Annotated in this window: 13 protein-coding genes and 1 pseudogene; 8 read left to right on the top strand and 6 right to left on the bottom strand. The window is 66.4% G+C overall.

Annotated features, from left to right (window positions below; genetic code table 11):
- Positions 1-302: 302 nt before the first annotated feature.
- Entirely contained in the window at positions 303-1,202 is a 900-nt protein-coding gene (locus DEIPH_RS16935) for a DMT family transporter (RefSeq protein WP_081790977.1), read from the bottom strand.
- Positions 1,203-1,218: 16 nt separating this feature from the next.
- Here DEIPH_RS16935 and DEIPH_RS16940 point away from each other — a divergent pair, with 16 nt between their 5' ends.
- The 6 genes from DEIPH_RS16940 (at position 1,219) to DEIPH_RS16965 (ending at position 6,731) form a co-directional block, all read left to right on the top strand.
- Positions 1,219-2,631: an aminotransferase-like domain-containing protein gene (locus DEIPH_RS16940; RefSeq protein ID WP_034360521.1), complete on the top strand. Its 1,413-nt coding sequence runs from the start codon at positions 1,219-1,221 to the stop codon at positions 2,629-2,631.
- 488 nt (positions 2,632-3,119) lie between these two features.
- The gene (locus DEIPH_RS16945; RefSeq protein ID WP_161636089.1) at positions 3,120-4,283 is read left to right on the top strand and encodes a substrate-binding domain-containing protein; all 1,164 of its coding nucleotides are present in this window, start codon (positions 3,120-3,122) and stop codon (positions 4,281-4,283) included.
- Complete coding sequence (modA, locus tag DEIPH_RS16950; protein ID WP_034360524.1) at positions 4,280-5,041, top strand: molybdate ABC transporter substrate-binding protein; 762 nt, start codon at positions 4,280-4,282, stop codon at positions 5,039-5,041. The genes DEIPH_RS16945 and modA overlap by 4 nt, the downstream gene beginning before the upstream one ends.
- Positions 5,042-5,092: 51 nt before the next feature.
- The gene (locus DEIPH_RS16955) at positions 5,093-5,305 is read left to right on the top strand and encodes a TOBE domain-containing protein (protein WP_034360527.1); all 213 of its coding nucleotides are present in this window, start codon (positions 5,093-5,095) and stop codon (positions 5,303-5,305) included.
- 26 nt (positions 5,306-5,331) lie between these two features.
- Positions 5,332-5,886 carry a molybdopterin-dependent oxidoreductase gene (locus DEIPH_RS19430; RefSeq protein WP_161636090.1) on the top strand — a complete coding sequence of 185 codons (555 nt, stop codon included), beginning with the start codon at positions 5,332-5,334 and terminating at the stop codon, positions 5,884-5,886.
- A gap of 77 nt (positions 5,887-5,963) precedes the next feature.
- The gene (locus DEIPH_RS16965; protein WP_034360545.1) at positions 5,964-6,731 is read left to right on the top strand and encodes an ABC transporter permease; all 768 of its coding nucleotides are present in this window, start codon (positions 5,964-5,966) and stop codon (positions 6,729-6,731) included.
- 262 nt (positions 6,732-6,993) lie between these two features.
- Here the strand turns inward: DEIPH_RS16965 and DEIPH_RS20990 are convergent.
- The 5 genes and pseudogenes from DEIPH_RS20990 to DEIPH_RS16985 all read right to left on the bottom strand — a co-directional run.
- Positions 6,994-7,158 (bottom strand): annotated as a pseudogene (locus DEIPH_RS20990) (hypothetical protein); the annotation flags it as partial.
- A 126-nt stretch (positions 7,159-7,284) separates the two neighbouring features.
- A complete protein-coding gene (locus DEIPH_RS16975; RefSeq protein ID WP_034360533.1) occupies positions 7,285-8,535 on the bottom strand; it encodes a tetracycline resistance MFS efflux pump in 1,251 nt (416 codons plus the stop codon).
- 53 nt (positions 8,536-8,588) lie between these two features.
- Entirely contained in the window at positions 8,589-9,509 is a 921-nt protein-coding gene (locus tag DEIPH_RS18935; RefSeq protein WP_081790980.1) for an AraC family transcriptional regulator, read from the bottom strand.
- Positions 9,510-9,772: 263 nt separating this feature from the next.
- Entirely contained in the window at positions 9,773-9,943 is a 171-nt protein-coding gene (locus tag DEIPH_RS20700) for a hypothetical protein (protein WP_235183282.1), read from the bottom strand.
- A 443-nt stretch (positions 9,944-10,386) separates the two neighbouring features.
- Entirely contained in the window at positions 10,387-11,118 is a 732-nt protein-coding gene (locus DEIPH_RS16985) for a type 1 glutamine amidotransferase domain-containing protein (protein ID WP_235183283.1), read from the bottom strand.
- A 61-nt stretch (positions 11,119-11,179) separates the two neighbouring features.
- On the opposite strand from DEIPH_RS16985, the gene DEIPH_RS16990 reads away from it, so the two are divergent.
- Both DEIPH_RS16990 and DEIPH_RS16995 read left to right on the top strand, forming a co-directional pair.
- Entirely contained in the window at positions 11,180-11,836 is a 657-nt protein-coding gene (locus DEIPH_RS16990) for a TetR/AcrR family transcriptional regulator (protein WP_200868192.1), read from the top strand.
- The gene (locus tag DEIPH_RS16995; protein WP_034360536.1) at positions 11,833-12,834 is read left to right on the top strand and encodes an NADP-dependent oxidoreductase; all 1,002 of its coding nucleotides are present in this window, start codon (positions 11,833-11,835) and stop codon (positions 12,832-12,834) included. The genes DEIPH_RS16990 and DEIPH_RS16995 overlap by 4 nt, the downstream gene beginning before the upstream one ends.
- Positions 12,835-12,914: the final 80 nt, after the last annotated feature.

Consider the following 12,914-nt stretch of genomic DNA (forward strand, 5'->3'; position numbering starts at 1 on the left):
AGCGGACCAGAACCTGGCCCGCTGCGCTGTTCCCTCTGCACTTTTCAAACACGCTCTCAGAGCGTGAAGAGTCGGACGGGAGGTCGCCCTGGGACGATGAAGACGAGGTTTTTTCCTCCCCCTGGTGGGGAGGTTGGCAACGCCGTCTCAGACAGCGGGAAACGTACTTCACAGCTCCTGATGAGTTCTTGTTCAAACATGCCCTCGGACGTTCCTTCCACCTCAGGTCCGCCGGCATCCGTGGCTGTCACGGGAGCGTCCGCGTCGTCAAGCTAGTGGCCTCGTCCAGGTGAACGTGGCCGTTACCGGGTCAGTCGGCTCAGGGCCGCACAACCCACCACCACCAGAGCCGCCACCAGGGTACGGCCGTCCAGCGCTTCGCCCAGGAACAGCGCCGACCACACCACGGTCAGGACCGGTTGGACGAGTTGGACCTGTCCGGCCCGCGCCACCCCGCCCAGCGCCAGCCCCCGGTACCAGGCGAAAAATCCCAGGAACATACTCACCACCGACACATATCCAAAGGCCAGCCAGGCCACCCCTGAGGGCAGCTGGGTCGGCCAGGGGGTCAGCAGGACGGTGATCAGCGCCGCAGGCAGGGAGAACACCAGCGCCCAGCTCACCACGCGCCACCCGTCCAGTTCACGGGCCAGCCGTCCGCCCTCCGCATAACCCAGGGCGGCCAGCAGCACCGCCAGCAGCATGAATACGTCGCCGGTCCCCAGATGCCCGGCACCAGTCGTGGCTGCAAACGCCACGACCGCCACCACGCCGAGGGCCGACACCAGCCAGAACATGGGGCGGGGGCGCTCGCGGGTCAGCAGCACGGCGGCGATGGCAGTTGCAGCGGGGAGCAGGCCCACCACGACCGCGCCGTGCGAGGACGGCACGGTGCGCAGTGCGAGAGACGTGAGGACGGGAAACCCGAAGACCACCCCCAGCGCCACGAGTGCGAGTCCCCGCCAATGACGGCGCTCAGGGAAACGCTCATGCCGCACGAGCAGCAGGCCCAGCGCCAGCAGCCCAGCCACAACCGCGCGTCCGAAGCCGACGGTGTACCCCCCGAACTCGGGCACGGCGAGCCGGGTCGCCGGGAGGGTAAAGCTAAAGCACAGCACGCCCAAGGCCGCCCACCACCACCCCACCGTCTCTGCCCTGGGTGTTTCTGCTCTCGAGGCTGTAACGCTACCAATGTTCTTCACGTTCTATGATAACGCTATGTCCATCGAGAGCGGAAGTGCCTCCAGCAGACAACGCCTGCTGCTCGATCTGAGAGCGCACATTCAACATGAGTTGGGAGTGGGTGAACAACTGCCCTCGGTTCGCGAGTTGACGCGCCGTTACAGGACCAGCCCCGTGACGGTGAGTGGGGTGCTGGCGCAGCTCGCACGCGACGGCCTGATCGTCACCCGTCCGGGCCACGGAACGTTCGTGGCGGAGGCCATCTCCGCGCCCCAGGGGCGCGACCTCGGGTGGCAGACCGTCACCCTCTCCGGGCGCTCCGCCCTGCCGGGGCATGTTCAAGACCTGTTCCGGCCCCCGCTCCCCGACACCCTCCCCCTGGGCAGCGGGTACCCGGACGAGACGCTGCAACCCCTGGACCTGCTGGGTAAGGCCCTGAAAGAAGCGGCCAAACGCCCCGGGGTGTGGTCGCGTCTGCCCCCTGAGGGGCTTGAAGCCCTGCGGGTCTGGCTTGCGCGGGAACTGGGCGGAGAGTACCGGGCGTCAGACGTGCTGATCGTTCCGGGCGGGCAGGCGGGGCTTTCGACCGTCCTGCGCGCCCTGTTGCCCCCCGGTGCGCCGCTGCTGGTGGAGTCGCCGACGTATTACGGGGTGCTTGCCGCCGCGCACGCCGTCGGCGTGCAGCCCATCCCCGTTCCGGCCGACGCCCAGGGGATTCGGCCTGACTTGCTGGACGTGGCGTTGCGCTCCTCTGGCGCAAAGGTCGTGTATCTGCAACCGCGGTATGCCAATCCGACAGGTGCCGTGCTCGCCCCCGAACGCCGCGTGGCGGTGCTGGCGGCGGCGGAGCGGGCCGGCGCGTTCATTATTGAAGATGACTACGCCCGTGACCTCACCCTGGAAGGTGAACCGCTGCCACCCCTGGCCCTGGCGGGTGAGGGGCGCGTCGTGTACCTGCGCTCGCTGACCAAGGCGGCGGCCCCCGGTCTGCGGATCGCGGCCCTGATCGCGCGCGGCCCGGTCTTGACGCGTCTGCGAAACGCGCGCGCCGTCGAGGACTACTTTCTGGCGGGGCCGATGCAAGAAGCGGCCCTGGGTGTCCTGACTGCCCGGGGCTGGCCGCGTCACCTCAAGGACCTGCAAGGCACGCTGCGGGTGCGGCGGGACGCGATGGTGTGGGCGCTGGCCCAACATTGGCCTGAAGCGCGGCTGTTCCTCGTCCCTCAAGGCGGGTACAACCTGTGGGTGCAGTTGCCCGGGGGGTTGGGGGACTTGGCGTTCGCGGAGGGAGCGGCGCGTGCCGGGGTGCAGGTCAGTGCGGGGAGTGGGTTCTTTCCGGAGGAATCGGATGAGGCGTTCGTGCGCCTGAGTTATGCGGCGGCCAGTCCCAGCGTCATAGAAGAAGCCGTGTGCCGGTTAAAACCGTTGGTGCAGGGCGTAAATGCGTGAGCAGTTGAAAGACGTCCCGGCAAAGTCCATCTGGGACGAGGGGGCCACCGCGGCCCGCTTTACTGTGGCAAGCGCCGTTGCTCTTCCTCTTGATGCCTCAACATCCTGATACTCCACGTTCCCAGCGCACTGCCGACCCTTCCGGTTATCCAAGCATGCGCATATTCTCAACCAGGGCATGCCCAGGACTTCGGGACTCCTGAAAAGGATCGGGTCCGAGTCCCGTTCATTCGCGTACCGACGACTCACCGGCCAGCTTCCAGGGCCGCCACGCGTCGTCCCGGAGCGCGAACCCAGGCGAAGCGGAGGCGACTCCCCTTCACCGCACCTGGCGCCGGAGGCCATGAAGAGCGCCTGGCAGCAGGCCGTCCGGTTGCTCGAACTCGAGAACCTTCGCCTCCCCGTTCAGCCGATGCCCCTCACCCCAGGACCAAGCATGTTTGTACCTTTTGATTGACGCTTTGTCGCTTTTGTTTTACGTTCGGGGGGTGCTTGCCCCCCCCGTCACCCTCCATACGCACGTTCGAGCCTTCCGTGAACGGGCGCATCTGCGGCCCAGTGAGCTGGCCCGGCAGGTCGGCATTTCGCGGCAGGCCCTGCACAAGATCGAGACCGGGGCCTACCTCCCCAGCACGCTGATCGCCTTCCAACTTGCCCAGGTGCTGCATTGCCGTGTAGATGAGCTGTTCACCCTCGTTCCTCCCGAGGTCACTGCGACCCTCTGCGCGCCGGTCACGGGTGACACTCGCGTTCAGTTGGCCCAAGTGGGGGAGCGCCTGCTGGCCTTTCCCTTGACCGGCACCCCGGGCTTCCGGCAGACGGCGGACGGCGTGGTCCGCCCGATTGCGGGCGAACAGGCCGAACCGGGTGAGGTGCGCGCCGAACTGCTGGGTTCACCCGACCGGCTGCCCCGCACCGCCGTGCTGGTGGGCTGTGACCCGTCGCTGGAACTGCTGTCCTCTCACGCGGCTGAACATGCACCGGAGGTCCGGGTGCTGTGGCACCCGGCCTCCAGTCTCGCCGCACTGGAGGCGCTGAGTCGGGGCGAGGCCCACGCCGCCGCCATTCACCTCTGGGACGCCGAGACCGGCGTGTCCAACCTGCCCTTCGTGGAACGGCTGTTCCCCGGCCAGGTCATGCACCTGCTCACCCTCTGGTCCTGGGAGCAGGGTCTGATATTGCCGTCCGGCAACCCCAGGGGCGTCACGGGAATTGCCGACCTCCCCGGGTTGCGCTTAGTCAACCGTGAAGTGGGTGCAGGGAGCCGCCTGCTGCTCGACGCCTGGCTGGGGAGGGAGGGCGTGACGCTCGCCGAGCGCCGCGCCCTCCCTGGGTACGGGAACGAGGTGCATAGTCACCTGGAGGCGGCGGGCCGGGTGGCCGCCGGACTGGCGGACGTGGCCCCAGGGCCACGCTCCGCCGCCCAGGCCCTGGGTCTGCATTTCATCCCGGTCCAAATCGAACGCTTCGACCTGGTGGTGCCCGACGCGCACCTGTTCCACCCCGGCATCACCGCCCTGCTCGCGGTGGCCCAGACCCCGGCCTTCCGCTCGGACCTGGCCCTGCTGGGCGGCTACGACCCGGGCCACGCCGGAGAACGCTGGCAGACCACCGGCCCCACGTCCCCACCCCCACAGGAGGTTGCCTCATGACCCGGACCCTGCTCTTCACCGCCCTGCTGCTGACCACCGGCAGCGCGAGCGCCGCCAACCTCACGGTGTTCGCCGCGGCCTCCCTCACCGACGCTTTTACCGAACTCGGCAAGGCCTTCGACGCCAAGACTGGCAACAAGACCGCCTTCCAGTTCGCCGGGTCCCAGGCCCTGCGGACCCAACTGGAGAACGGTGCCAGGGCCGACGTGTACGCCAGCGCCAACACCGCCCAGTACACGCCGCTGGTGGACCAGAATCTGGTCGCGCCCGGACAGGCCTTCGTGAGTAACAAGTTGACCGTGATCGCGCCCAGGAACAATCCCAGGGTGACCCGGCTGCCCGACCTCGCTGTACCGGGAGTCAAACTCGTCATTGCGGACAAGAACGTTCCGGTCGGGGACTACACCCGGCGAATGCTGACGGCCATCGACAAGTCAGGCACCTATGGCAAGGACTTCTCCGCTCGCGTCCTGAAGAACGTCGTGAGCGAGGAACCCAATGTCCGGCAGGTGGCCCTCAAGGTGCAGCTCGGTGAGGCCGATGCCGCCGTGGTGTACGTGACGGACGTGACCCCGGCCCTCAAGCCCTCGGTGCGGGTCATCGCCCTGCCCACCCGCTTCAACCAGAGCGCCAGGTATCCCATCGGCGTGCTGAAGGGGAGCGCCAATCCGGAGGCCGCGCAGGCGTTCGTGCAGTACGTCCTGTCGCCCGGGGGCCAGCAGATTCTGAAGAAGTGGGGGTTCCAGGCCCCCCGTTGAAGTGAGGCAGCTTTCCCGCCGTCCCCCATCCTCCACGAAAGAAGGCGTCTCATGCAGATCAGCGCCCGCAACACCCTGCAAGGTCAGGTCACGTCCCTCAAGTTGGGCGACGTGGAAGCCGAAGTCACCCTCCGGATCGAGGACGGGGTCGAGATCACCGCCACCATCACCCGCGCCTCCGCCGAACGGCTGGGACTGGCCGAGGGCAAAGTGGCCCACGCCGTCATCAAGGCCAGCGACGTGATGATTGCGGTGGGCGACTAGCCCCAGCGGCCCGAAAGGACATGCCCATGTTCCGCACTGTCAGTCTTGGCCCCGCCCTGCTGTGGACCCTGGGCACTGCCCAGGATCAGACCCAGCCCGCGTCCGGCACCCCAGCCACAGTCACCGCTCCCGCTGTCAGCACAGCGGCCACGCCTATCGTCCTCACTGGCGCGGCGCAGACTCCCCACTCGTCTTCGCTCGCGGACCTGCGAACCTTCCCCAGCCGGACCCTCACCGTCTCCTCCACCTCGGGTGGACAGAGCATGACCCATACCTACCGGGGCGTTCTGCTGTTCGATCTTCTGAAGGCGCCCAAACCGAACCTGAACGCGGGAACGAAGAACGACGCCTTGCGCTGGGGCGTCCTGGCGAGGGGAGCCGACGGGTACACAGCCCTGTTTTCCTGGGGAGAACTGGACCCGGACTTCAGGAACCGCCCGGTCCTGCTGGCCTATGAAGAGGACAGGCAACCCCTCCCCGCGCGTGACGGGGCGGTGCGGCTGGTGGTGCCGGGTGACGGGAAGGGCGGGCGGTACGTCAGCAACCTGGTCGAGTTGCAGGGCTTCCGCACCGGCCCTTGAGCTGGGGTCTGACCAGGAAGCGTGAGGCCTCCCTGGAGCCGGCCCGGTCCGCGGTGCGCCGTCCCCGCCTGCCGGTCATGCCGCTGCTGCTGGGCGGCGTGATGACCCTGTTCCTGCTCCTGCCGATCCTGGTGGTCCTGGGACGCGGGCTGAGCGCCGACTTCCTGTCCACCCTGCTCAGCCCGGTGGTGATGGACGCGCTGCGGGTCAGCCTGTGGACGACCCTCACCACGCTGGGGCTGACGGTGCTGTTTGTCACCCCGGTCGCCTACCTGCTGGCGCGCTTCGACTTTCCCGGCAAGGCGGTGTTGGACACCCTGCTTGACCTGCCCATCGTGTTGCCTCCGGTGGTGGCCGGGGTAGGGTTGCTGCTGACCTTCGGCCGCAACGGGCTGCTGGGGCCGCCCCTCGAACTGGCAGGGATCAGCCTGGCCTTTTCCCCAGCGGCGGTGGTGCTGGCGCAACTGTTCACCTCAGCGCCCTTCTACCTGCGGACGGCCAAGGCAGGCTTCATGGCGGTGGACCGGGAGGTGGAACAGGCCGCGCGCACAGATGGGGCGGACGGCCTGCGGGTGTTCCGGTTCATCACCTGGCCGCTGGCCTTTCCTTTCCTGTTGGAGGGGCTGGTGCTGACCTGGGCGCGGGCGCTGGGGGAGTTCGGCGCCACCATCCTGTTCGCGGGGTCGTTGCAGGGCCGCACCCGTACCATCACCCTCGCCATCTACTCGGCGCTGGAATCGGACTTGGCCCCGGCTCTGGTGCTCTCGGCGGTGATGGTCCTCCTGGCGTTCGCGGTGCTGCTGTTCGTGCGCGGACTGGCGATGCGGCGCAGACCTGGTCTGTGAGAGCAAGTGCATGAAGTCCCTGCGCTCTGCTTGAGGGAGGCAGACACCCCGGGGGACTTTGCCGTTGGCCGCCACCGCCTCCACAGCAGTAATCCGCAACGGCCTGCTGGGTCACCCGGTTCTGCCGAGCAGCCGGGCCGCCGTGATCGACCGTTGCGCCTGCTGCCATTGCCTCGCGTCCTGGGCGGTGTTGCTGCCAATCTGGACTTTCCGCTCTGCGCTGGACCGGGTGACCGCGCTCAGCGGCGTAGGCGGCCTCCAGTGACGCAGCGCTGCGGAGGAGGGTGCCCACGATGGCCCCAGCGGACGTGCCGACGACCAAGTCGGCGTCTCGCAGGTCCAGGCCCTGCTGCTCCAGACCGTAGGCAATGCCCGTGCCGCCCCCGCCGCTCAGCACGAGTGCCCGTTCCATGCGCGTCGCGTCCATGACAGTCAGGATATTGTCCTGGCCGAGGTCGCCGTCCGCTCCACAGCGGCCCGGAAGTGATGTGCCCAGTGGTCCGCCCGGTTGAGTTCACGCTGGCCTCTCTGCCCAAGGTGAAGGCCAGGCAGGTCAGGCCATCTCCTGCGGGCGCTCCTCAACGCTGGCTGCCTCAGGCTTCTGTCCCAGCAACAGTCCCAGCGCCGCCAGCCCCAACGCCGCCACCGTGCCGTAGGTCGCGCCAGGGCCGAGGCGCGAGTAGAGCTGCCCGCCGCCGAGCGGCCCGGCAATCTGCGCCAGCGAACTGAAGGCCTCTGCTCCGCCCTGCACCTGGCCCTGTGCTTCGGCGGGCGTGGCGATGGAGATCAGGGCGTTCTGCGAGGCGTTGAAAATCCCCTCGCCGAGGGCAAAGGCCAGGGCGCTGCCGTACATCAGGGCGGCGTGGGGGAAGATGGAGAGCAGCGCCAGGCCCAGCATGCCGAGCGTGCCGAGGCCCAGGCCCAGAACAGCCACGCCGCGTTCCTTGAAGAGCCTGAGCAGGAAAGGCAGGATGACGCCCTGCCCCACGATGTCGCTGGCCCCGATCAGGATAAACAGTGTGCTGGTCTGCGCCGCCCCCCACCCCAGGGTGTCGCGCCCCAGGAGAACGACCGTCACCTGCATGACGGACATCGGCAGGGCAAACAGGACGCTGACCGTGATCAGACGCCGCACTGCCGGATACGAGAGTGCGCCCGACAGTTGCCTGAGGGGATTGAGGTGCGAGGCGTCAAAGTGCGTGCGGCGCCGCTCGGCGGGCAGGCTTTCGGGCAGCACGAACAGACCCCACAGGACGTTCAGCAGGCAGACGCCCGCCGCCAGGAACATCGGGGCGCTGAGGCTGAGGTGCGAGGCCAGGCCCCCCAGCGCCGGGCCGATGATGAACCCCGCCCCCACCGTCGCGCCGATCTGCCCGAAGACCTTGCCGCGACTCTCTTCGGGGGTGGTGTCGGCCACGTAGCCGAACAGCGCGCCCAGGCCGCCCGCGCACAGCCCGTCGATGATGCGGCCCAGAAACAGCACCCACAGGCTACCGCCGATGCCGAAGACGAGGTAGCCGAGGGCCGATCCCAGGAGACTGAGGATGAGGATGGGCCGCCGCCCGTAAGCGTCGCTGAGTGCGCCCAGCACCGGGGCCGAGAAGAACGAGAGGAAGGCGTAGGCCGCGCCCAGCAAACCGATCATGGCGGCCTGCTGCGAGACCTGCGGCACGTACTTCGCCACGATAAAGGGCAGCACCGGAAAGACCAGACTGAGGCCGGTGGCAAACAGAAAAGCGGTGATGAGCAGGAAGAGGAGAGGGGCTTTTTTGGGAGGAGCTTCGGGAAGGGGCGAGGCCGTCATGTGCCCAGGCTAGAGACGCGGGTGGGGCCAGGTCTTGAAGAAAAACGACAAGCTCAAAGCGGAGGCGAGGCCTCCCTCTCCGGCCGCCCACCGAGCCTGCGGTCTGCTTCCGAAACGCCGTGCTGGTTGGAGGCCCCCACTTTGATCCCGCCGCTGAGACGCTCGTCATCTGCCAGCAGCGACGGTGCGGGACGGCTGGGGTCCAGACGGACGAATGCCCCGAAGCCGCGCGGCGTCATCGCGCTCATGGCCCTGAATTCCCGCGTCAGATGGGCCTGATCGGCGTAGCCGAGTTCATAGGCGAGCTGGGCCAGCGAGAGCTGGGGATTGTGCCACAGACGGTGATGCACCTCCTCGAAGCGGATCAGGCGCGAGAGCGTCTTGGCGTTCACACCGACTTCGGACAGAAATTGCCGTTCGAGTTGCCGCTGACTCAGATTGAGTTCCTCGGCCAACGTGCCGATGCGGACCTGTCCCAGGCTGGAATACAGCGCCCCGGCGGCCCCGGCTCCGGCCCCCAGTTCGCGGCCCCGCTCCGAGAGGAGGCCCAGCAGCCAGTCCTCCACGAGTTGCCGGGCTTCCTCCCAGGCGTCCAGACCGAGCAGGGCGCGCACGGCCCGTGTCAGCAGGGGATACGTCACGCTCAGATCGAGGGTGGACAGGCTGAACTCCCAGCCGAAGAGTTGCCGCGCCGCCCAGGGGAACAGTTCCACGCCCAGCGCCCGGTGCTGACCGGACGATACGGCCCGTTGTGGCGTGAGTGTCAGGCCCAGCAGGGCCGCGCCGGGCATGATCTCCAGCTCGCCGCCCAGCACCGGGCCGCGCCAGGTGGACCCGACCTGAAAGTTCAGGCTGACCAGGCGATCCGGCAAAAGGCGGTGTTCTTCCTGCCCGACTTCATGGTCTTCGACCTGCCAGTAGGCCCGTACCAGATGGCGCAGGCGGGCATCGGGCAGGAATTCGCGGTAATGCACGGCTCACTGTGACAGACCTGAAGTCGGGGCGCATCCGTCATCAGGGCAGCCGGGGCGTGTCGCGTTTGTTCAAGACAGGACGGGTGAAGGCGTGCTGGTGGAGAATGTGGCGCGCTGGACGTGACTGCCTGGACGTGATTGCCGCGCGAACACGTGAACTGGCAGCCCGAGAACTGACGCTTGGCGCTCCATGGCTGCCAGAGGTGCCGGTTCAGACCGCTTTCAAAGTCGTCCTCAGGTGGGTGGGCGCTCTTCCTGCCTCATCAGCCGTGCGAGGCCCGCGCCGGTGCCCAGGCCGCCCCCTCACCCTGCACGAGTGCCGCCAGGTCCAGCGCCACCCCCGCATCGGCGCGCAGATCACCCTCCGCCTCTGGCCCGCCTTCTCCCCCGACATCCTGCGCACCATCACCCACCACGAACGCCAGGACGGCCAAGGCTATCCCAATGGTCTGACCGACCTCCCTCCTCTGACCGCCCTGATCGCCGCCTGCGACGTCCTGACCCGTGCCCGTCCCTACCGCCCCACCATGAGCTGTGCCGTTCCTCCCCCCGTCCCCAAATTCTCAGCTCAGGAGCCGCTCTGCGGAACGCGAGCGACAGCAACAGATTAGGAGAGAAGGATGGAACTGCCCGTAACAGCGGCGGCCAGCCACGGCGTCTCCAGGCCAAACAGTCCGAGGGCCATCCTCGGCCCGTGGGCAGCCCTTGCCCCGACTGAGTGGACGGCCTCGACCGGGTAGGAACCACATTCACCCGAAAGCACCCGTTAAGAGTAGGAACTGTCCCCGTCAATCCCGAAGGCGGCTCATGTCGAAGTGATGGCGCCCAAAGGGGTTGATGTGCTTGCGCATAAGCGGCGGGGTCAGCGCCGGTGGCCTTACCCCAGATCAGCGACCAGACGCTTGGCAAGTTGTTCGGAGGACGCAGGATTCTGCCCGGTGTACAGGTTGCGATCCACCACCACGAATGGAAGCAGCGGGATTGCACCCTTGACGTAATCTGCGCCTTCTTCACGCAGACGGTCTTCCAGGAACCATTTGGCTTTCCAGCCAAAGGTGTTCAGGCGCTCCTCGGTGTTGGACAGTCCAGTCATGCGGTAGCCCCTAAACGGCCACGAGCCGTCGAGGTTTTTGGCGGCCAGGGATGCGGCGGGCGCATGGCAGAGCAGGGCCAGCGGTCTCCCCGATTCCAGCCTGCGGGTCAGCAGCGCTCCTGACACCTCGTCGTAGGCAAGGTCTTCCATCGGGCCATGACCACCGGGGTAGAACACCAGGTCGTAGTCGTCGGGATTGACCGTGTCCAACGACCGAGGGTGATCCAACTGTGGTTTGATCGAGAGCAGGTAATCCGCGATTTCGTGTCGCTTGGAGAACGAACCTGCCGTCCAGTTCATGCTCAGGCGGTCTAACGTGGGGGCTTTGCCACCCGGTGTGGCGAGGGTGATCTCCCAGCCTGCTCCGCTGAAGATCTTGTGCGGCGTGGCAAGTTCTTCACCCCAGTAACCGGAGGGGTGCCGGGCACCGTCTTTCAGTGTCCAGTGGTCGGCGGCAGAGACGACGAACAGCACTCGCTTCAGGTTGGCGTTCTGGGTGTTGGGTGCCGGCGTCATGCCTGGAATGTAAACACCGACAACATTGTTGTCAATGCCCACATCGCGTTACACTCGCCCCGTGGCCCAGACCGTGACCGAACCTGGAACTGAACGTCCCTACCACCATGGCAATCTTCGCGCCGAATTGCTTAAGTGTGCCTGGGACACCATCGAGCGTGATGGTAGCGAAAACCTCTCGGTGCGGGGTTTGGCCCGCGACTTAGGTGTCAGTCACGGCGCATCCGCACGGCACTTCAAGGACAAACAAGCGTTGCTTGATGCCCTGGCCATGACTGGATTTGAACGGCTCAACCAGACCCTCTCCGAGATTTACTCCAGGGCCGAGCCATTTGAAACCAGATTTCGCGCTGCCGCCTTCGCTTACGTCCAGTTTGCGGTGACCCATCCCAATCTCCTGCGCCTGATGTACGCCGCCAAACACCATCCAGAAGCCAGTGCCGCACTCCGCGAAGTCAGTTGCTCGACCATGCAAACCCTCACCACCGCCATTGCGGCGGCCCAGCACAGTGCAGAGGTGCAGGCCGGTGATCCTCAACACATCGCCCTGGTCGCCTTCGCCAATTTCCACGGGGTCGCCACCCTCGCCACCGATGATCTCCTTGAAGGTCTGTTGTGGCAAGACGCGGCGGCCCTATCTATTCAGTTCGCCTGGCAGGGCATCACCGCGGCAAATGAAATCCCCTCCTCGGCGTCAAGGAGGAGGAATCCCAGATGAAAGCAGCCTCTATCGAACGCTATGGGCCAAACGACGTGGTGCAAATCGGGTTTCTGCCCCAACCGCGACCTGGCCCATATGACCTGCTGGTGCGGGTGCGGGCCGCCAGTGTCAACCCCATTGACCTGGCTATTCGGGGGGGTCGCCTGCGCCCCATCCTGCCTTACAAGCTCCCCTTGATTCTGGGCAGTGACCTGTCAGGCGAAGTGGTCGCCGTCGGTTCCGCTGTCACCCGTTTTGCGGTTGGTGACGAGGTGTTCGCCCGCCTTGATAAAGACCGTATTGGAGCCTTTGCCGAGTATGCATTGGTCGGTGAGAAGGAAGCGGCCCTTAAACCCGCGCGACTGACGCACGTCCAGGCCGCCAGCATTCCACTCGTCGGCCTCACGGCGTGGCAGGCCCTGACCGAGCTTGGACAGGTCCGCCGAGGTCAAAAAGTTCTTATTCAGGCGGGTTCAGGTGGCGTGGGCAGCATTGCCATTCAATTGGCCCGCTCGCTCGGGGCGGAGGTCGCCACCACCGTCTCGGCCCGCAATGAGGCGCTCGTCCGCGAATTGGGAGCGCAGACGGTGATCGACTACCGCACGCAGCAGTTCGATGATGTGCTGTCAGACCAGGATTTCGTGCTGGATACCCAGGGCGGGGACGTGTTGGCCCGCTCATTCAAGGTCCTGCGCTGGGGCGGAACGCTCGTGACCATCAACGGCACACCGACGCCGCATGCGGTGCATGGACGCAAGCTCACCTGGCCTGTTCGGTTGGCACTTACAGCGGCGCATCTCAAGGACTACCGCTTGGCCCGCCGTTATCACGTTAAGTTCGCTTATCTGTTCATGCGCCCGGACGGGCAACAACTGGAAGTGCTGGGCGACATGTTGCAGGGCGGCACCATTCGTCCTGTGATTGACCGGGTCTTTGCTCTGGACGAGGTGCGTGAAGCGCTCGCCTACAGCGAAACTGGACGGGCCACGGGCAAAGTGGTCATCGAAGTGCCGTGACGGGTCATGGTTGCTGGTTCTGAGAGCGTGTTTGAAAAGTGCAGAGGGAACAGCGCAGCGGGCCAGGTTCTGGTCCGCTG

It is taken from the genome of Deinococcus phoenicis (assembly GCF_000599865.1).
Lineage (GTDB): Bacteria > Deinococcota > Deinococci > Deinococcales > Deinococcaceae > Deinococcus > Deinococcus phoenicis.